The organism is Atlantibacter sp. MEI4A-1023, assembly GCF_056155425.1.
This window is the reverse complement of sequence record NZ_CM149568.1, coordinates 13,096-31,174: the sequence shown is the minus strand read 5'-3', so window position 1 is coordinate 31,174 and position 18,079 is coordinate 13,096. Positions and strand designations below refer to the sequence as shown.

The following is an 18,079-nucleotide window of genomic DNA, read 5'->3' as shown; positions in this document are numbered from 1 at the left end:
TCGGAATATTCATCTTTTGCCATTACTGAAACGTTCAGCCTCACAATATTGTTCATCGCGTGGAATCAATTAAAGTTTAGTTGATAAGTGTCAAAAAAATAATTATCAAAAGTTTCACTGTATAGCCCACAACGAAAACAAGGACTTTATGCTCGTGAAACTTCACGTCGCAGGGGAGATCGCTTCCCTGCGCCCGGAGCGTTCAGGGCAGAGGCTTTCGGGAGAACAGCATGTCCGAAGGACAAAACGCTTTTTATCATAATGGTATTTCACGTCGTGATTTCATGACGCTATGTGCAGCATTGTCGGCAACGATGGGGTTAACAGGCACTGCGTCAGCGGAGATGGTAGAAGCCATGTCTTCGCCGTCCCGTCCGCCGGTAGTCTGGATTGGTGCGCAGGAATGTACCGGTTGTACGGAATCGCTTTTACGCTCAACGCATCCCACGGTGGAAAACCTCGTGCTGGATGTGATTTCCCTTGAATACCATGAGGTGCTCTCCGCCGCCTTTGGTCATCAGGCTGAAGCAAACAAACATCGCGCCCTGGAGCAGTACAAAGGCAAATTTGTGCTGGTGGTGGATGGGTCGATTCCGCTGAAAGACGGCGGCATCTACTGCATGGTGGCGGGTAAGCCCATCGTCGAGCATATCCGCGAAGCAGCGGCCAATGCGGCGGCAGTGATTGCTATCGGTTCCTGCGCGGCCTGGGGCGGCGTCCCGGCGACGGGCGTGAACCCAACTGGCGCGGTTTCGCTTCAGGATGTCATTCCCAACATTCCGGTCATCAATATTCCCGGCTGCCCACCGAACCCACATAACTTCCTGGCGACCGTGGCGCATGTGATCACCTTTAACCGTCCGCCGAAGCTGGATGCCAAAAACCGTCCGCTGTTCGCCTATGAGCGCCTGATCCACGAGAACTGCGAGCGCCGCCCGCATTTCGATGCCGGACGCTTTGCGCGTGAATTCGGCGATGAGGGCCATCGCCAGGGCTGGTGCCTGTACCATTTAGGCTGTAAAGGGCCAGAAACTTACGGCAACTGCTCGACGCTGGAGTTTTGCGATGTGGGCGGCGGGATTTGGCCGGTCGGCATCGGCCATCCTTGCTACGGCTGCAACGAAGAAGGTATCGGCTTTAAAAAAGGCATCTTCCAGCTTGCCGAAGTGCATCAGCCCACGCCGCGTGCGCAGGTGCCAGAGGTGAATCGCCCGGAAGGCGGCGCAGTCTCCATGAGCGCAGTCGGGCTGCTGGGCGCGGTGGTTGGCGCAGTTGGTGGCGTCAGCGTGATGGCGGTGAAACAGCTTGGCCGTAAAAATCCAGCCGATAAATCCGCTGCGGATCGGGAGGAGAAGCATTGAACCGGCGTCACTTTTTTAAGCTGGCTTCCGGGGGCGCAGTATTAGCAGGGATGGCTCCCGCCGTACAAGCCGCAGCAGAAAACCGCCCACCGATCCCCGGTGCGCTCGGCATGTTGTTTGACTCGACCCTGTGCGTGGGTTGCCAGGCCTGCGTCAGCAAATGCCAGGAAATTAACCATCCACAAACCAACGAATACCGTGGGGATACCTATGCCCACGGCGATAACACCTGGTCGGTGAACGACAAGCTCAGCCCCTACACCAATAACATCATCCAGATTTGGCGCAGCGGCGATGGCACCCATAAGAACCAGGAAAAAGACGGCTACGCGTTTATTAAGAAGCAGTGCATGCACTGCGTCGACCCGAACTGCGTCTCCGCCTGCCCGGTCTCGGCGCTGACCAAAAACCCGAAAACCGGCATCGTGCAGTATGACAAAGACGTTTGCACCGGCTGCCGCTACTGCATGGTGGCCTGCCCGTTCAACGTGCCGAAATACGATTACGATCATCCGTTCGGTTACATCCACAAGTGCGAACTGTGTAACCAGAAAGGCGTTGAGCGGCTCGATAAAGGCGGTTTGCCCGGCTGTACCGAAGTCTGCCCCACCGGCGCGGTGATTTTCGGCACCCGTGAGGAACTGATGGCGGAGGCCAAAAAACGTCTCGCCCAGCAGCCTGGCAGCGAGTACCCCTATCCACGCCAGCGGGTGAACGGCCAGGATGTCTATTTGCATCCGGTTGCGCATTATCAGTCGCATATTTATGGCGAAATGGAAGGCGGCGGCACCCAGGTGCTGGTGCTGTCGGGCGTTCAGTTTGAGCACTTTGGGCTGCCCGCACTCGATCCGCTGGCAACCGGGGCGCGCTCCGAGCACGTCCAGCATTCACTGTATAAAGGCATGATTTTGCCGGTGGCGGCGCTGGCGGGCATCACTTTCTTGGTGCGTCGCAACTCCCGTATTCAGCATGAACAGGGTTCATCTCATAACAAGGAGGATGGCCATGAGTGACCATGCGCTTCGTCCCCTCGGCGGCAAGCTGTTTACCTTCAGCATCAAGGTGCTCGCGCCGCTGGTGATTATCTGTTTCCTGCTGGTCGCCAAACGTCTGGTCATGGGAATTGGCGATGTCTCCGATCTTAACGGCGGCTACCCGTGGGGCATCTGGATCGCCTTCGACCTGCTGATCGGCACCGGTTTTGCCTGCGGCGGCTGGGCGCTCGCCTGGGCGGTGTATGTATTTAACCGCGGCGAGTATCACGACCTGGTGCGCCCGGCGCTGCTGGCGAGTTTGTTCGGTTACTCTATGGGCGGGCTGTCGATCACCATCGACCTGGGCCGCTACTGGAATATGCCTAACTTCTTTATGCCCACGCACTTCAACCCCAATTCGGTGCTGTTTGAAACCGCAGTCTGTATGACGATTTACATCGGCGTGATGAGCCTTGAGCTGCTGCCAGCGCTGCTGGAACGGCTGGGCTGGAAAGTGTCGCTGCGCCGTCTGAATAGCGTGATGTTTTTCATCATCGGTCTTGGGGCGCTGCTGCCGTCCATGCACCAGTCCTCAATGGGTTCATTGATGATTGTGGCGGGCTACAAGGTGCATCCGCTGTGGCAAAGCTATGAGCTGCTGCCGCTGTTCTCGCTGTTAACGGCGTTCATCATGGGCTTTTCGATTGTGATTTTCGAAGGCTCTCTGCTGAAAGCCAGCAATACCGTCAAACAGGATGAAACGCCGCTGTTCCGTAAGCTCACCACTGTGATCAAGGTATTCCTGTGCCTTTTCCTGGTGCTGCGCATCGGTGAAGTGGTGTGGCACGGCAAGCTGCCGCTGGTGTTTGCCGGCGACCGCTACTCGTGGCTGTTTATCGCCGAAATCGTACTGCTGGCCTTGCCGCTGGTGATGCTGCAAAGTGCCATGCGCCATAGCGCACGCGGGCTGTTTATCAGTGCGGTGTGCCTGCTGCTGGGCGCGGCGCTGTGGCGTATGAACTATTCGCTTATCGCTTACGATCCGGGTAACGGCTATCACTATTTCCCCACCGCCAGCGAAATCCTGATTTCCATCGGCTTCGTCGCCGTTGAAATCGCCGCATACGTATTACTTACCCGTTTACTGCCAATTTTACCTGCGCAACAGGGCCGGTCAGAACACATTAAGGAAGAGATAAAATTATGAGTCAACGTATCACTATTGATCCCATTACTCGCATCGAAGGCCACTTGCGGATCGACTGTGAAATTGAGCAGGGTAAGGTGGTTAAGGCATGGTCCTCCGGCACCATGTGGCGCGGCATGGAAGAGATTGTCAAAGGCCACGACCCGCGCGATGCCTGGATTATCGTACAGCGTATCTGCGGAGTGTGTACCACCATTCACGCTATCGCCTCGGTGCGCGCGGTGGAAAACGCCCTGAAAATGGAGATCCCGGTTAACGCCCAGTACATCCGCAACCTGATCCTCGCCGCTCACCAGATCCACGACCATATCGTGCATTTCTATCAGCTTTCCGCGCTCGACTGGGTGGATATCACCTCGGCGCTGAAGGCCGACCCGGAAAAAGCCGAAGCAATGCTGAAAGGCGTATCGACCTGGTCGCTGAACAGCGCGGCGGAATTCACCAAAGTGAAGCAGAAGATCCAGGCGCTGGTGGACAGCGGCCAGTTGGGCATTTTCGCCAACGGCTACTGGGGCCACAGCGAAATGAAGCTGTCTCCGGAAGTGAACCTGATTGCCGTGGCGCACTATTTACAGGCGCTGGAGTGCCAGCGCGATGCCAACCGTATCGTGGCCATCCTCGGCGGTAAAACGCCGCACATCCAGAACCTGGCGGTAGGCGGCGTGGCAAACCCGATCAACCTTGACGCGCCAAGCGTGCTGAACCTTGAGCGGTTGATGTACGTGAAGTCGTTTATCGACAAGCTGGGCGACTTTATCGAGCAGGTTTACAAACCGGACGCGGTGATTTTCGCCGCCAGCTATCCGCAATGGCTGCAACTGGGTAAAGCCGCCGATTTCTACCTGGCGGTGCCGGATTTGCCGGTCGATCGCAAAGGCGAAACCTTCGCTATCCCCGGCGGCTATATGAAAGGCGCGGATTTCACCACTTTCCGCCCCATCACCAGCCATACCGACAAATATCTCATCGACGGCATTGAAGAGAGTGGCAAACACGCCTGGTACAAAGACGACCAACCACTGAAACCGTGGGAAGGCGAAACCAATCCGCAGTACACCGGCTGGCAGGAAGACGGCAAATATTCCTGGGTGAAAGCGCCAACGTTTTACGGCAAACCGGTGGAAGTTGGCCCGCTGGCCTGGCTGCTGTGCGGCCTGGCGGCGAAGCACGAAGGCACCGTCGCCCATTACGAAGGCATGAGTAAGCTGTATCAAACCCTGACGGGCCAGACGCTGACGCCGGATCAACTGCAATCTACCTGGGGCCGCATTCTGGGCCGCGCGGTACGCACCGGCGTATTGCAGGATTCACTAACCCAGCAGTACCAGTTGCTTATCGACAACATTAAGCGCGGCGATTATGAGACCTTCGTGAAGCCGGAATTCCCGGCGGGCGAAATCCGCGGCGTGGGTTTTGAAGAGGCGTCACGCGGCATGTTGTCCCACTGGATTGTGATTAAAGACGGCAAGATCGCCAACTATCAGGCGGTGGTTCCCTCGACCTGGAATGCCGGACCGCGCAACTTTAACGATGAGCCGGGCCCGTACGAGCGCGCGCTGATCGGCACCACCGTTGCCGACCCGGAAAAACCACTGGAGGTAGTGCGTACCGTACACTCCTTCGACCCGTGCATGTCCTGCGCGGTACATATGGTGGATCTCACCGGCAAAGAGCTGAGTAAGGTTAAGGTGCTGTAATGCGCACACTGGTATTAGGGATTGGAAATCTGCTGCTGAGCGACGAGGGGATTGGCGTTCGCGCCATTCAGGCCCTGGAAGCGCACTATAAGATCCCCCCGGAGGTCGAGCTGTTTGACGGCGGCACCTCCGGCATGGAGCTGATGGAAGCCATGGCAGACCGGGATTTGCTGATCGTGGTGGATGCGGTGCGCAGCAATCACGAGGCGGGCAGCGTGTTTATCCTCGAAGATGACGAGGTGCCCGCGCTGTTTACCGAGAAACTGTCTCCGCACCAGCTTGGCCTGTGTGATGTGCTGATGGCGCTGAAAATGACCGGGGAGTATCCCCGGAAGTTGATTCTGATTGGCATCGAACCGGCGTCTCTGGCGCCGGGTATGACGCTAACCGCCACCGCGCAGCGGGCGCTGGAAGTGGCGCTGCGCGAAGTGCAGCGCCTGCTGGCCGAACACGGAATGGAAATACAACGGCAGGATGAACCATGTGCGACGATCTGATCTGGGACGTGAAAGGCTGGCGTAACAGCCCGGCGGCAGCGCTCGAAGCGCAGTTTAACCGCGTCGCCGAACTGCAAATGGCCGATCTGCCGTTTTATCAGGCGCATATGTCCATCAAAGCCTGTGGCTTTCAGCTTTTTGAAGGCCAATGGGTGGGGGCGATGCTGACGCCCTGGATGCTGGAACTGGTGGTACTGCCCGGCCCGGACCAGCAGTGGCCGCGCCGTCAGGTGGGCTCCCGGCTGGCGTTAACCTTCCCGGCGGGCGACATGGCGTTTCGCGTCGGCGAGTTATCGCCGGAACTGCATTACGTCGCCTGTTCGCTGATGTCGCCGCTCGATCCGCGTCTCAATGCTGAGCAGGCCATTATGCTGGCAGAAAACAGCGTCAGCCTGGCGCTGTCGTTACCGGTGCGACGCGACGCGCCGGTCAATATGAGCCGCCGGGCCTTACTGCGCGGCAAAGTCGCCTGAGTTAAGCATTACAGGAGTGAATTATGTGCCTGGGCGTTCCGGGGAAAATTATTGCCGTCGGCGAAGAGATCCACGAGCTGGCGACGGTGGAAGTTAACGGCGTGCAGCGTCAGGTGAATATCGCACTGGTTTGCGAAGAGAGTCCGCAAGACCTGCTGGACCGCTGGGTGCTGGTGCACGTTGGGTTTGCCATGAGTATTCTCGATGAGGACGAAGCGCGCGATATGCTTAGCGCGTTAGAAAATCTCACCGGCGAGGCCTATCTGCATTAATCCTGTTATGAGAGACGCGTCATCTGCGTCTCTCCCTCTTCCATCCCCAGTTGATACAGCGTAAAGGGGGTGTATTGTTCAATCAGATTCGCCAGTTCCGGCGAGTGGCTGGTCAGCCAGATTTGCGAAAAGCGCGAAGCTTCGGCGATCAGTTTCGCCAGCGCGGGCAGCATTTGCGGGTGCAGGCTGTTTTCCGGCTCATTCAGGGCAATAAACGCCGGAGGGCGCGGGCTCAATAACGCCACGGCCAGGCACAGAAAACGCAACGTCCCGTCAGAAAATTCGGCTGGCTCCAGCGGACGGGTTAAGCCTTCACGCTGCATCAGCAGTTGAAAACGTCCGCCCGGATTTTCACAAAAGAACCGGCAGCCCGGAAATGCCTGATCGAGAATCGACATCAATAGCCCTTCATCGCCAATTTCAACGATGGTCTGAAACGCCGCCGCAAGGTTCGCGCCGTCGCTGGCTAAAACCGGGGAGCGGAATCCCACCTGCGGCTCGCGCAGCGCGGAGTTTTTCGATACCGCAAACTCATGATAAAACCGCCAGTTACGCATCGCTTCGCGCATTTGCGACACTTCCGGGTAAAGATGCGGTTCGCCCAGTTGCCCGAACACCGATTCGTTCTCATACAGCGTGCCGCTGTGGGTCACTTTTTCATGATGGACATTGTTTAAGAACACCGCCTGATTTTTACGGCGCATGAGCTGTGCCGACGCGCGGCGCTGATGATCGCTCAGCCAGATGCTCTCTTCTTTAATTACCGGATCGAGGTTAAACAGCGAGGGATACGGTACTTTCTCGACAAAACCGAACTGCAATTCGTATTCATAGCTTTCGGTTTCCACCGCCAGCGTTACGCGGCGCTTTTCATCACGCCGGCTTTGCCCGGCCCAAAACACCTTAAGTATGCCGCCTTCTGCGGCGAGTTCCTGCGAAAACGCGCCCTGCGCGGCGCTGTGCATCAAATGAATCGCTTTGTAAACGTTGGATTTACCGGTGCCGTTCGGCCCAAAGATAATATTCAGCCGTTCAAGCTCCAGCGACAATCGCTTGATGGAGCGGTAATTTTCAATATGCAGCGTTTTGATCACAGATACCTGCCGGGCTAACGGGCTGTGGAGCTCAACGCCACAGCCGGTTTATCATCAGCCCGAGGGTAAAGTAACTTTTCGCGTGATGCAAAACGTCAGCGCATTACTGGAAAAACAATTCCAGTTTATTAAACACGCCCGGATCGTCCTGATGGCGGATAATCTGGATCACGTCTTCCAGCTTGTCGATTTGGCTGACCATTTGTTCCAGACGCTGGTCCTCTGCGACCTGTAGCCAGATGCGGCTGTGGTCGCCGTCCGGTAGCGGCAAACACAGAATGCCTTCCACGTTGAACGCCCGACGGGCGAACAGCCCGCACACATGCGACATCACGCCAGGGTGGTTGCGTACCGTCAGTTCCAGAATTACGTTTTGTTGTTGCATGGCTTATTCTCCTACCATCTCTGTATTAGCCGCACCTGGCGGAACCATCGGGTACACTTTTTCCTGCGCATCAATACGCACGTGGATCAAACAAGGGCCTGGGCGAGCCATCGCTTCGCGCAGCGCCGCCTGCGGGTCCTGCGCCTCGTTTAAATCACAACTGCCCATTCCAAAGCCTTCGGCGATTTTGATGAAATTGGTCATGCCCGGATAGGTGGCCTCAAACACGTTCTGCTTGTAGAACAGGCTTTGCTGCTGATGCACCAGCCCCAGCGCCTGGTTATTCATCAGGATCACTTTGATGTTCAGGCCGTTTTCGGCGGCGGTTGCCATCTCCTGGATGTTCATCATCAAACTGCCGTCACCGGAGAAGCAGATGATCTGGCGCGCCGGTTCCGCCAGCGCAGCGCCAATCGCCGCAGGCAGACCAAAGCCCATAGTGCCCAGGCCGCCTGAGGTCAGCCACTGACGCGGACGGCGCAGCGGGTAAGCCTGCGCTGCCCACATCTGATGCTGACCCACATCGGTGGTGATGATGGCGTCTTCTTGCGCACAGGCTGCCACCGCTTTGATCAAGCCGTAATGGCACAACGGATCATCGGCATTGGGCATACTGAACGGAAATTCCTGTTGCAGCGACGCCACCAGCGCACGCCACGGCGCACGTTCAGTGGGCATAATGCGCGGCGTCAGTTGCGTCAGCACTTCAGCCACGTCGCCCTGAATGGCGATATGCGGCTGTTTGATTTTGCCCAGCTCGGCGCGGTCGATATCCACATGGATAATTTTGGCGTTCGGGCAGAATTCCTGGGTTTTGCCTATCGCCCGGTCATCAAAACGCGCGCCGAGAACAATCAGCAAATCCGCTTCCTGCAAAATAAAGTTGGTGCTGCGCGCGCCGTGCATCCCCAGCATACCCAGCGACAGCGGGTGATCGGTGGGCAGTACACCCAGCGCCATCAGCGTCATGGTGGTGGGTAAGTTAGCCTGCTCCGCCAGCTTGCGCACCTGCGGCGCGGCATTGAGGGTGCCGCCGCCCAGATACAACACCGGGCGCTTCGCCTGGTTGATCATCGCCGCCGCATCGGCGACCTGCTGCGGGTTAAACGCCGGGGCAGGCGCACAGCGGCCCGGCTCCGGGAAGCTCTCAATGTCGATTTCCGCATTCTGAATATCCTTCGGAATATCAATCCATACCGGCCCCGGACGGCCTGACTGGGCGATGCGGAATGCGTCGCTGATCACCTGCGGCAGTTCGCTGATATGGCGTACCAGATAGTTATGCTTGGTGATGGGAATGGCGATGCCGTAGGTATCCACTTCCTGGAACGCGTCCGCGCCGATCATTGAGGTGGCGACCTGGCCGGTAATGCAGACCATGGGAATCGAATCAAGACGCGCATCGGCAATCGCCGTCACCAGGTTAGTCGCGCCCGGTCCGCTACAGGCGATGCACACCGCCGGTTTGCCCTGGGTCCGCGCCATGCCCTGGGCGATAAAGCCCGCGCCCTGCTCGTGGCGCGCCAGAACGTGGCGAATTTTTGTGCTCTGGCTCAGCGCGTCGTATAACGGCAGAACGGTGCCGCCGGGAATGCCGGTTACGGTGGTGATGCCCTGACGCTCCAGCAAATGAACGATCAGTTGCGCGCCGGTAAAGCGTTGTGGTTGTGAAGTTGTGCCCATTGTCGCCATGCTCCAGTCCTTTCTCTTTCTGGGCCAGCTTTACTTTCCGGGCGAGATAAACAAGAAACCCCGCTCGGTTGCGCCGGCGGGGTTTTTGGAATCGATGCGTTGACTCGGGACCCTACGGCGCATTGCCGACGACCACCACCACACGCACGACGACCACCGCGGCAGGTTGCGCGGTTAGTAGTAGGTCGGAAGCGTGCATGAATGCGGTCATGGGATCTCAGTTCTTGATCAACGGTAAAATTTATACAAACACAGCGTTGCGTTGCTGACAAGGGGTTTATTGTGTGCAGAAAAAAATCCGTGAGATTTATCACAAACGCATTCAACCCAACGCAGCAGGGAAAAATCAGGATTAACGCTTAAAAAATGGAGAAATTCAGGCGGAACTGAAAAACAAAAAACCCCGCCAGAAGCGAGGTTTTTTGGAGCGGTTTTGCGGATGGTCGCCGCAAAAGCACACTGTGTTACGTCAACTTAATAACTATACGACCAATTGACCGCTATCGCAAACATTGCGGCGGTTTCAGGCAGGTTAACTATAGATCCCAGCGGGTAAGCTGTCCAGAAAATACTGTTCATTTATACAGTATTTATCTATAATGAAGTGGCTGTTCACTGTGTGCGATACGGGGCCGTGATATGCGGCGCAAAGCAAGTCCTGGCTGAAACGGGTGGTGCCGTCAGTGCCTTAACCCCGTGAGAGCACACTGTGTTACGCCAACAAAGCTGCTGGCAACAGGCAACGGAGAGGTACGTCAGCGGCGTGCTCCTTGACCAGAGGAGACGCGTATGAGCGGAATGGATTGGGTTATCCTTGTCCTTAAACTCATTGTTGCATTGCTGCAACTGCTTGATGCAGTCCTGAAATACCTGCGGTAATTCAGGGTCAAGCCGCACCAAAGGAGGGCGGGCAACCGCCCTCCTTTAACACTGGCTTTTTTCAGGTTTCGCTGACGTGCTAAGGTAGCCTCTTTCTCTAAAGGAAACGGTCAGTGAGCAAGTCGGTGCGTTTTATTGTGGTGCGCCACGGTGAATCCGAGTGGAATCAGCAGGATATTTTGCAGGGGCAGCTTGAGAGCCCCACCAGCGCACGAGGGCTTCGGCAAATCGATGCGCTGCTTGGGGCGCTGGCAGGTTACACCTTTCGCGCCGTAATAAGCTCCCCGTCGCAGCGTGCGCTCACCACCGCACAGGCTATTGCCCAGGCGCATTCCGCCACACTCCATCTCGACCCTCGTCTGCATGAACAGCACCTTGGCGATTTCCAGTCGCTCGCTACCGCTCAGATCCTGGCGCGCGATCCCGCCATTGGCGACGCGCTGTTTTCGGGGGATGTCGCAGTAGTTCCAACCGGCGGTGAAAGCGTGATGGAAGCGGCGAACCGGCTGCATCAGGCACTGCTTGAATGGGATGCTGAAGGTGATACCTGCATTATCACGCACGGCAATACGCTGGCGGGTTTGCTGTGGCTTTTAAATGGCGCAGATTTCCGCGAGCCCTTTACCCGTTATAGCCCACACAATTGCAGCTTTTCGACGCTGGTTCGCCAGGGCCAAACCCTGGAGATCGAAAACTGGGGTCTGGCAACCCATCTGTTGAACGGCAATCTGTTGTAATCTGGCGCTTTCTGGCAATATTTGTTGCCGAAAGGCGTTTACAACCCACTTCTCCCAGTCGCCCGCGATGATCTGGCGATATCTGCCTATTGTGGTAGATTCCTCTCGCTTTTAAGCGCTATCCAGAAAAACATTCCACCGAAAAATAAGAAATCGTATTCATCGCTATGAAAAAGCTGACGAACTCTCATCTGCTGTTAATGCTGATTATGCTTATCGCCGTCGGGCAAATGGCGCAAACCATTTATATCCCGGCGATTGCTGATATGGCACGCGATTTACAGGTGCGCGAAGGCGCAGTGCAAAGCGTCATGGCCGCCTATTTACTGACTTACGGCGTCTCACAACTGATTTATGGCCCGGTCTCGGACCGCGTAGGCCGCCGCCCCGTTATCCTGGTCGGTATGACTATTTTTATGCTGGCGACGCTCATTGCGCTGCGCACCACCAGCTTGCCGGTGCTGATCGCCGCCAGCGCGTTACAGGGAATGGGAACGGGCGTAGCGGGTGTGATGGCTCGCACCATGCCGCGCGATTTGTTTGAAGGCTCTGCGCTGCGCCACGCCAATAGTCTGTTAAACATGGGGATTTTAGTCAGCCCGCTGCTTGCGCCGCTGATTGGCGGCGTGCTGGATACGGTGTGGGGCTGGCGCGCGTGCTTCGCATTTTTACTGGCGCTGTGCGTAATGGTAACGTTTAGCATGGCGCGCTGGATGCCGGAAACCCGTCCGGCGCAGGCTCCACGCACCCGTATTATCACCAGCTATAAAACCCTGTTCGGCAACGCCGCGTTTAACTGCTTTTTGCTGATGCTGATTGGCGGGCTGGCCGGTATCGCGGTGTTTGAAGCCTGCGCAGGGGTACTGATGGGCGCGGTACTGGGCCTGAACAGCATGGTGGTCAGCGTGCTGTTTATTCTGCCGATCCCGGCGGCGTTTTTCGGCGCGTGGTACGCAGGCCGTCAGAATAAGCGCTTTTCTTCGCTGATGTGGCAATCAGTGACGAGTTGCCTGCTGGCCGGGGTGCTGATGTGGATCCCAGGCTGGTTCGGCGTCATGAACATCTGGACGCTACTGCTGCCCGCCACGCTGTTTTTCTTCGGCGCGGGTATGCTGTTCCCCCTCGCCACCACCGGCGCGATGGAGCCATTTCCGTTTCTGGCGGGCACGGCAGGCGCGCTGGTCGGCGGCCTGCAAAACGTCGGTTCCGGGTTGCTGGCCTGGTTCTCCGCGCTGCTGCCGCAAACCGGGCAAGCCAGCCTGGGCATGTTAATGACGGCGATGGGCGCGGTGATTTTGCTGTGCTGGCTGCCGCTGGCCCATCGCGAACAGCAGCAAAGCCATCTGGTTTAACGCAACAACGTCAGGATGTTATGCAGGTGGGATACACAAAACAGCAGCGCCAGCATCACCACCGCCAGGGCGATTAATAATTTGCCGCGCAGCGATCGGCGGTCTGAAAAATCGCAGCGCGCAATATCCATCAGGTTGCGTTTATGGACAAACACATAAATCAGCACGCTGACCAGCGCCAGTATCACCAGCGACAGCCAGAACAGCGCCCCCGCCTGATACCAACTGTGGCGCAGCGCTAAGGCCAGCAGCGCACCGTAGCCCAGCAACGTGCGCAGCCAGGCGAGCGAAGTGCGTTCGGGTTGTAAACCCGGATCGCGCTGCGAGTCAGCCACCGAGTATCACCATCGCAATCACCACCGCTGCAATCAGCATCATGGCGACGCTGAGGGTTTTCAGGCTGCGGGTATAAACAAAATCCTGCTTCAGGCGCATCGCTTTTTCATTATTCAGCCAGCGCAAATAGCCATACAGCGCGATGCCGCCGGAAAAAACACACAGCAGCAGCGACATGATTTCCCGTACCAGGGGGGTGGCGAGTTCCGGGGCAAGCTGATCGAGCCCCACCCCTGCCGCCAGGAAACCCAGCGCGGTGCGTATCCAGGCTAAAAACGTGCGCTCATTGGCGAGTGAGAAACGGTAATCCGGCGCTTCCCCGATCTCCGAAATTTTCATGTTTATTCCTTATGCCCGGCATGACGGAGCCGGAAATCTTTTATAGCCTGGCATTATTTTATCGATAAAAAAACCGGCGCTGTTAACGCCGGTTTTTGAGGGGGAAAGACGCAATGTTATCCCATTCCCCAGAACAGCACCGCCAGCAATTGCGGCGTGATGATGCGTAAAAACATCACCAGCGGATAAACCGTGGCATAAGAGAGCGCCGCTGCGCCGCTGGTCGCGTGAAGGTTGTTCGCGAACGCCAGCGCGGGCGGATCGGTCATTGAGCCTGCCAGCATCCCGCACAGAGTCAGGTAGTTCATGCGGGCGAAAATTCGCGCCAGTAAACCGACGGTGAGCAGCGGCACGGCGGTGATAACCGCGCCATAGGCAATCCAGCTAACCCCACTACCGGCCAGCAGTGTATCAACAAAATCGCCGCCGGACTTCAGCCCTACCACCGACAGAAACAGCACAATCCCCAGTTCGCGCAGGGCGAGGTTGGCGCTGGGCGGCATAAACCAGTACAGCTTGCCGATGGTGCCGATCCGCCCCAGGATCAGCGCCATAATCAACGGCCCGCCCGCCAGGCCCAGCCGTAGCGCCGCCGGGAAACCGGGGATAAACAACGGAATGGATCCTAATAACACCCCCAGCCCAATGCCGATAAACACCGGCAGCATTTGCACCTGCTGCAATTTTTGCTGGGCGTTACCCACCTCCGCCGCCACCGCGTCGATAGACGCCGGACGCCCGACCAGGTTCAAAATATCGCCAAATTGCAGGCTGGCGTTGCTGCTCGCCACCAGTTCGACCCCGGCGCGGTTAAGCCGCGAGATCACTACGTCATAGCGCTGTTTAAAGTGCAGATCGCGGATTTTCTTGCCGAACACTTTTTCGTTGGTTACCACCACGCGCTCAACGCGCAGTTCGGTGCCGTGAGTCGACAGTGAGGTATCCACTTCTTTGCCAATCACCAGTTGGGCGTTGTGCAAATCGTTTTCGCGCCCCACCAGGTGCAGCAAATCGCCCATCTGAACCACGGTAGTCGGCGATGGCACCATCAGCACATCTTCACGTTTTAACCGCGAGCAGATAATGGTGTCGCTGTTGAGGATCGGGACATCCTGAATCGCCAGCATATTGAGGTTGGGGTTTTCGACGCGAATATTAATGGTGTGCAGTTGGGCGTGACTAAAGCCATTGCTGGCGTCGTGCTGGGCGGCTTCGCTATCAACGTTAATGCGAAATACCAGTCGGATCAGCCACATGGTCATCAGGATGCCGCAAATACCGAACGGATAAGCCATAGCGTAGCTCATCCCCATCTGATCGACGATGGCGGTGGGTGTGCCCAAATCGGTGAGGATCTGCTGCCCTGCGCCCAGCGCGGGGGTGTTGGTCACTGCGCCGGAGAAAATACCCAATACCGCCGGTAATGGAATATCGAAAAGCTTGTGCAGAATAGCGGTGACCACGCCGCCAAGCACCACGATCAGAATAGCGAACAGATTAAGCCGCAGCCCGGAAACGCGCAGCGAGGAGAAAAAGCCCGGCCCGACCTGGATGCCTATCGTATACACGAACAAGATCAGCCCGAACTCCTGGATGAAATGCAGCATATGCCCGTTAAGGCCAATCCCGGCCTGCTCGACAAAATGACCGACGATGATACCGCCAAACAGCACGCCGCCGATGCCAAGCCCGACCCCGCGAATTTTGACATTGCCGATCCATAACCCTACCACCGCTACCAGTGCCAGGATAGAGACGGTTAACGCTATCTCACTCATACCGGTTCCCTGTGTAACACACCCTTGTTATTGGGGATTCTGGCAGAGCTATAGCGGAATGAATGGGGGTTAGCGCACAATTTACGGGGGGATGTAATACGATCGGGGTAGTTCGGAGAGATGCGCTCCCGAAGTGGGGAGCGCGTGGTACGTTTTAGCTATTCAGCGCGGGGCGTTCGCTGATGGCGATACGCTGCGGCGCGATGGCTTCCGGGATATGGCGCACCAGGTCGATATGCAGCAGACCGTTGTTGAAGATGGCACCGGAAACGTCCATATGCTCGGCCAGGGTGAAGCTCAGGTTAAACGGCTGAGTCACTAATCCCTGATGCAACCACTTCGGCTCCTGCTCCGGTTTCTCTGGCGTACCTTTCACGGTCAGGCGCGTGCCTTCCAGCTGGATATCTAAATCCTGCTGGCGGAACCCGGCCACCGCCAGGGTAATGCGGTAGTGGTTGTCATCGCTTTTTTCGATGTTATACGGAGGAAACGTCTGGGTTTCTGCGGTGCTTTGCAGTGCATTAGCCAGTTTGTCGAAACCAATCCACTGGCGTAGAAGCGGGGATAAATCGTAGTTACGCATGGTTGTTCTCCTTCATAGAAGCGAGTGAATACCTGCAAGCTCAGGCTCGCAGTGTGCTCCCAATCGGCAAGCACGGGGATTAAGGCCGCGCGGCGCGGCCCAGGGAATTAGTTGATTTCGATACGGCGCGGTTTATTCGCTTCAGGAATAACGCGTTCTAAATCGATATACAGCAGGCCGTTGACCAGGTTCGCGCCGCGAACGTGGATGTTTTCAGCCAGCTGAAATTTGCGCTCGAAGTTGCGCTCGGCGATACCCTGATACAGATAGGTACGCTCTTTCTGTTCGGCTGCGTGCGCGCCTTTCACCACCAGCATGTTGTCCTGGGCGGTGATGTCCAGTTCGCTTTCGGCAAAACCGGCGACAGCAATCGCAATGCGGTAATGGTTTTCGTCAACCAGCTCTACGTTATACGGAGGGTAGCCGCCGTTGCTTTGGCTCTGGTTGTTTTCCAGCAGGTTGAACAGGCGGTCAAAACCAATCGCGGAACGGTAAAGCGGGGAGAGATCGAAATTACGCATAAAAATAAGCTCCTGAAATCAGCGAGAAATTGTCTGCCTTCCCGTCGGGACAGGCGGTAAGTCAAAACGTCCTGTCGGCACGTCTTTGATGACTGTATCTGTAAAATGGTGGTGCTTGTCGCCATTTCAAGAGTAAAAGCAGATGATTTTTTGTTGGTTTACGTTTCTTTGCGTAGACTGGTTTAAGCGAAGGGGATAAAAAGGCAAAGCCACCCTAACAAATTGTCACGGCAGTGAATTTTTGAGGAAGCGAAGCCTCATTCCTTAATCGACGCGTTGCCACAACATAAAGTAAAAATGACAATGAAAATATGTATACGGATTTTGATGATCGGCTGCGTGCTTACGCTACTGAGCGGCTGCTCCAGCGTAATGACCCACACCGGCGGCGGCGAGAAAGGTGTCTATCCGGGAACGCGCACCAGCGCCGAGCACCTGGGTGATGACAGTATCAGTTGGGGATTTAAGCCACTGATTGCCCTGGATCTGCCTTTTACCGTGGTGATGGACACGGTGTTATTGCCCTGGGATATCTTCCGTACCGACAAATCGGTGAAGTCGCGGGTTGAAGAGAGCGAGCAGAAGAATCACGCCGTTAACAGCGTGATCCCTCCGGCAAACTATCAGTGACCGGTTTCCACCATCCAGAGCTGCTGATAACCGTCTTTGTGCGCCATCCAGGCGACATTTTTCCCGTCCAGTGAAAAGACCACAGCGTCGCCAGAAGGCGAATGCTGCTGGGTGAGCGGCGTAATCGCGCCGGTCTTAGCGTGGCACAGCACCACGCTACCCTGCTGAATAAACCCGATCCATTCACCGCCCGGGTGCCAGTTAAACGCCGATTCCACACCCGCGTCGCCAGTGGTGAGCTGCTGCGGTTCGCCGCCGTTTGGCGAGATCAGCCACAGTTGCGCCACGCCCTGCTCATCCCGCATTAAAAAGGCAATGGCATCACCCTGCAGATTGCTGCGCACCCAGTGGCGTGGGCTGGTCGCCAGGCCTGGCCAGGCGCGCGAGTGCGTAAAGGTTAATCGCCGCTGGATCACGCCCGCTGGCGGCGCGGGTAGCGTGGTGCCGGTGCCTTCGAGCGGCGCATTACCTGCCTGTTTCCAGCCGGCTTCGTGCTCCGGCAAATCAACGATAAACAGCTCGGGGACTTTCTCACCCGTCACGCTGCGCGTATCGCCAATAAACGCCAGCGCCCGGCGCTGCGTACTGCCATCTGGCTTGCGATACCCGCACTCGCCAATCCAGCCCTCTTCATAGGCGCGATTGATCTCATCGCTGCCTGGAGTCGGCTCTGGCGTGGTACGGCTGACCAGCGCGCACCAGTATTGCCCGGCATACTCGCGTGGATGAACGCAGGGCGGCGTCACCGGGCCGAAAGGCAGCGCCACGCCGACGTTACGTAAATCCAGCGTCGGGTCATACTCATGCAGTACATGATCGTTATAGGTAAAACTTACCCATTCACCGTCCGGGCTGAATACGTGGACGTGGCTGCCGCCGCGCAGCGCGCCGGGGGTAAACGGCGGGGTAATATCCATAGCATCCAGGTTCTGCGCGATGCCATTTTCCAGCACCACGCCGCGACGATGGTGAAAATCATACTGCCAGTCTGCGTCCGGGTTTTCCGGGCCGTGGATAAACACGTACTGCGCTTTCTGCGGGTTCACCGTCACCACGCCGACATTCGCGCCCTGGGTCGCCCGGTAGAGTACCTCAACATCTCCCGTCTCGACGTTAACCCGTTCTATGGTTTCACCGGTAAAAGATGCCCCGGACGGACGCACGTCAAACGCCAGCCAGCGGCTGTCTGGCGTCCAGGTATTGATGTTGGTGAGTTGATGATTGCGGGGGGCAAACGTGAGTTGTTTCATAGACAGGCTCGTTCGGATAACG

General features: G+C 56.9%; 21 protein-coding genes. 11 read left to right on the top strand and 10 right to left on the bottom strand.

Going from position 1 to position 18,079, the window contains the following annotated elements; all coding sequences use genetic code 11:
• Positions 1-230: 230 nt before the first annotated feature.
• Genes hybO through hybG form a run of 7 tightly spaced genes read left to right on the top strand, consistent with a single transcriptional unit; the run spans position 231 to position 6,481 of the window.
• On the top strand, positions 231-1,361 hold the full coding sequence (hybO, locus tag ACVV26_RS00160) for a hydrogenase 2 small subunit (protein ID WP_474799454.1): 1,131 nt from the start codon (positions 231-233) through the stop codon (positions 1,359-1,361).
• Positions 1,358-2,374 (top strand): hydrogenase 2 operon protein HybA, encoded by a 1,017-nt coding sequence (hybA, locus tag ACVV26_RS00155; RefSeq protein WP_474799452.1) that lies wholly within the window; start codon positions 1,358-1,360, stop codon positions 2,372-2,374. The genes hybO and hybA overlap by 4 nt, the downstream gene beginning before the upstream one ends.
• Positions 2,367-3,542 (top strand): Ni/Fe-hydrogenase cytochrome b subunit, encoded by a 1,176-nt coding sequence (gene hybB / locus ACVV26_RS00150; protein ID WP_474799450.1) that lies wholly within the window; start codon positions 2,367-2,369, stop codon positions 3,540-3,542. Before hybA ends, hybB begins: the two co-directional genes overlap by 8 nt.
• Positions 3,539-5,239 carry a hydrogenase 2 large subunit gene (gene hybC / locus ACVV26_RS00145; protein WP_474799448.1) on the top strand — a complete coding sequence of 567 codons (1,701 nt, stop codon included), beginning with the start codon at positions 3,539-3,541 and terminating at the stop codon, positions 5,237-5,239. Before hybB ends, hybC begins: the two co-directional genes overlap by 4 nt.
• A complete protein-coding gene (locus ACVV26_RS00140) occupies positions 5,239-5,736 on the top strand; it encodes a HyaD/HybD family hydrogenase maturation endopeptidase (protein WP_474799445.1) in 498 nt (165 codons plus the stop codon). The genes hybC and ACVV26_RS00140 overlap by 1 nt, the downstream gene beginning before the upstream one ends.
• Complete coding sequence (hybE, locus tag ACVV26_RS00135) at positions 5,721-6,209, top strand: hydrogenase-2 assembly chaperone (RefSeq protein ID WP_474799443.1); 489 nt, start codon at positions 5,721-5,723, stop codon at positions 6,207-6,209. The genes ACVV26_RS00140 and hybE overlap by 16 nt, the downstream gene beginning before the upstream one ends.
• 23 nt (positions 6,210-6,232) lie before the next feature.
• The gene (gene hybG, locus ACVV26_RS00130) at positions 6,233-6,481 is read left to right on the top strand and encodes a hydrogenase maturation factor HybG (RefSeq protein ID WP_474799441.1); all 249 of its coding nucleotides are present in this window, start codon (positions 6,233-6,235) and stop codon (positions 6,479-6,481) included.
• A gap of 5 nt (positions 6,482-6,486) precedes the next feature.
• Here the strand turns inward: hybG and ACVV26_RS00125 are convergent, their stop codons facing one another.
• From ACVV26_RS00125 to ivbL, 4 genes are all read right to left on the bottom strand, one after another.
• Positions 6,487-7,575, bottom strand: coding sequence for an AAA family ATPase (locus ACVV26_RS00125; protein WP_474799440.1), 1,089 nt, complete (start codon positions 7,573-7,575; stop codon positions 6,487-6,489).
• A gap of 103 nt (positions 7,576-7,678) precedes the next feature.
• The gene (gene ilvN, locus ACVV26_RS00120; RefSeq protein ID WP_002435498.1) at positions 7,679-7,960 is read right to left on the bottom strand and encodes an acetolactate synthase small subunit; all 282 of its coding nucleotides are present in this window, start codon (positions 7,958-7,960) and stop codon (positions 7,679-7,681) included.
• 3 nt (positions 7,961-7,963) lie between these two features.
• The gene (ilvB, locus tag ACVV26_RS00115) at positions 7,964-9,652 is read right to left on the bottom strand and encodes an acetolactate synthase large subunit (protein ID WP_474799438.1); all 1,689 of its coding nucleotides are present in this window, start codon (positions 9,650-9,652) and stop codon (positions 7,964-7,966) included.
• A 112-nt stretch (positions 9,653-9,764) separates the two neighbouring features.
• Positions 9,765-9,863 (bottom strand): ilvB operon leader peptide IvbL, encoded by a 99-nt coding sequence (ivbL, locus tag ACVV26_RS00110; protein WP_125292878.1) that lies wholly within the window; start codon positions 9,861-9,863, stop codon positions 9,765-9,767.
• A 578-nt stretch (positions 9,864-10,441) separates the two neighbouring features.
• On the opposite strand from ivbL, the gene tisB reads away from it, so the two are divergent.
• The 3 genes from tisB to emrD all read left to right on the top strand — a co-directional run bounded on the left by tisB (position 10,442) and on the right by emrD (position 12,620).
• Positions 10,442-10,531 (top strand): type I toxin-antitoxin system toxin TisB, encoded by a 90-nt coding sequence (gene tisB, locus ACVV26_RS00105; protein WP_125292879.1) that lies wholly within the window; start codon positions 10,442-10,444, stop codon positions 10,529-10,531.
• Positions 10,532-10,644: 113 nt separating this feature from the next.
• A complete protein-coding gene (locus tag ACVV26_RS00100; protein WP_474799437.1) occupies positions 10,645-11,268 on the top strand; it encodes a histidine phosphatase family protein in 624 nt (207 codons plus the stop codon).
• A 167-nt stretch (positions 11,269-11,435) separates the two neighbouring features.
• On the top strand, positions 11,436-12,620 hold the full coding sequence (gene emrD / locus ACVV26_RS00095; RefSeq protein ID WP_474799435.1) for a multidrug efflux MFS transporter EmrD: 1,185 nt from the start codon (positions 11,436-11,438) through the stop codon (positions 12,618-12,620).
• Here the strand turns inward: emrD and ACVV26_RS00090 are convergent.
• The 5 genes from ACVV26_RS00090 to ibpA form a co-directional block, all read right to left on the bottom strand.
• A complete protein-coding gene (locus ACVV26_RS00090) occupies positions 12,617-12,955 on the bottom strand; it encodes a DUF202 domain-containing protein (RefSeq protein WP_474799433.1) in 339 nt (112 codons plus the stop codon). The genes emrD and ACVV26_RS00090 overlap by 4 nt on opposite strands.
• Entirely contained in the window at positions 12,948-13,295 is a 348-nt protein-coding gene (locus ACVV26_RS00085) for a YidH family protein (RefSeq protein WP_474799431.1), read from the bottom strand. The genes ACVV26_RS00090 and ACVV26_RS00085 overlap by 8 nt, the downstream gene beginning before the upstream one ends.
• A gap of 116 nt (positions 13,296-13,411) precedes the next feature.
• A complete protein-coding gene (locus tag ACVV26_RS00080; protein ID WP_474799429.1) occupies positions 13,412-15,073 on the bottom strand; it encodes a putative transporter in 1,662 nt (553 codons plus the stop codon).
• 154 nt (positions 15,074-15,227) lie between these two features.
• A complete protein-coding gene (gene ibpB / locus ACVV26_RS00075; protein WP_474799427.1) occupies positions 15,228-15,656 on the bottom strand; it encodes a small heat shock chaperone IbpB in 429 nt (142 codons plus the stop codon).
• 107 nt (positions 15,657-15,763) lie between these two features.
• Positions 15,764-16,177 carry a small heat shock chaperone IbpA gene (ibpA, locus tag ACVV26_RS00070; protein ID WP_312985034.1) on the bottom strand — a complete coding sequence of 138 codons (414 nt, stop codon included), beginning with the start codon at positions 16,175-16,177 and terminating at the stop codon, positions 15,764-15,766.
• Between the two features lie 303 nt (positions 16,178-16,480).
• Here ibpA and ACVV26_RS00065 point away from each other — a divergent pair, with 303 nt between their 5' ends.
• Positions 16,481-16,807: a YceK/YidQ family lipoprotein gene (locus ACVV26_RS00065; protein WP_474799426.1), complete on the top strand. Its 327-nt coding sequence runs from the start codon at positions 16,481-16,483 to the stop codon at positions 16,805-16,807.
• Here the strand turns inward: ACVV26_RS00065 and ACVV26_RS00060 are convergent.
• Positions 16,801-18,057, bottom strand: coding sequence for a YidR family protein (locus ACVV26_RS00060; protein WP_474799424.1), 1,257 nt, complete (start codon positions 18,055-18,057; stop codon positions 16,801-16,803). The two genes, ACVV26_RS00065 and ACVV26_RS00060, sit on opposite strands and share 7 nt — an antisense overlap.
• Positions 18,058-18,079: the final 22 nt, after the last annotated feature.

Bases quoted from the DNA above. Each gene is read 5' to 3' on its own strand.
- ilvB (WP_474799438.1), bottom strand. From the start codon at position 9,652: ATGGCGACAATGGGCACAACTTCACAACCACAACGCTTTACCGGCGCG.
- ibpB (WP_474799427.1), bottom strand. From the start codon at position 15,656: ATGCGTAACTACGATTTATCCCCGCTTCTACGCCAGTGGATTGGTTTC.
- ivbL (WP_125292878.1), bottom strand. From the start codon at position 9,863: ATGACCGCATTCATGCACGCTTCCGACCTACTACTAACCGCGCAACCT.
- tisB (WP_125292879.1), top strand. From the start codon at position 10,442: ATGAGCGGAATGGATTGGGTTATCCTTGTCCTTAAACTCATTGTTGCA.
- ACVV26_RS00140 (WP_474799445.1), top strand. From the start codon at position 5,239: ATGCGCACACTGGTATTAGGGATTGGAAATCTGCTGCTGAGCGACGAG.
- ibpA (WP_312985034.1), bottom strand. From the start codon at position 16,177: ATGCGTAATTTCGATCTCTCCCCGCTTTACCGTTCCGCGATTGGTTTT.
- emrD (WP_474799435.1), top strand. From the start codon at position 11,436: ATGAAAAAGCTGACGAACTCTCATCTGCTGTTAATGCTGATTATGCTT.
- ACVV26_RS00085 (WP_474799431.1), bottom strand. From the start codon at position 13,295: ATGAAAATTTCGGAGATCGGGGAAGCGCCGGATTACCGTTTCTCACTC.
- hybG (WP_474799441.1), top strand. From the start codon at position 6,233: ATGTGCCTGGGCGTTCCGGGGAAAATTATTGCCGTCGGCGAAGAGATC.
- hybO (WP_474799454.1), top strand. From the start codon at position 231: ATGTCCGAAGGACAAAACGCTTTTTATCATAATGGTATTTCACGTCGT.
- ACVV26_RS00065 (WP_474799426.1), top strand. From the start codon at position 16,481: ATGAAAATATGTATACGGATTTTGATGATCGGCTGCGTGCTTACGCTA.
- ACVV26_RS00080 (WP_474799429.1), bottom strand. From the start codon at position 15,073: ATGAGTGAGATAGCGTTAACCGTCTCTATCCTGGCACTGGTAGCGGTG.
- hybC (WP_474799448.1), top strand. From the start codon at position 3,539: ATGAGTCAACGTATCACTATTGATCCCATTACTCGCATCGAAGGCCAC.
- ilvN (WP_002435498.1), bottom strand. From the start codon at position 7,960: ATGCAACAACAAAACGTAATTCTGGAACTGACGGTACGCAACCACCCT.
- ACVV26_RS00060 (WP_474799424.1), bottom strand. From the start codon at position 18,057: ATGAAACAACTCACGTTTGCCCCCCGCAATCATCAACTCACCAACATC.
- hybB (WP_474799450.1), top strand. From the start codon at position 2,367: ATGAGTGACCATGCGCTTCGTCCCCTCGGCGGCAAGCTGTTTACCTTC.
- hybE (WP_474799443.1), top strand. From the start codon at position 5,721: ATGTGCGACGATCTGATCTGGGACGTGAAAGGCTGGCGTAACAGCCCG.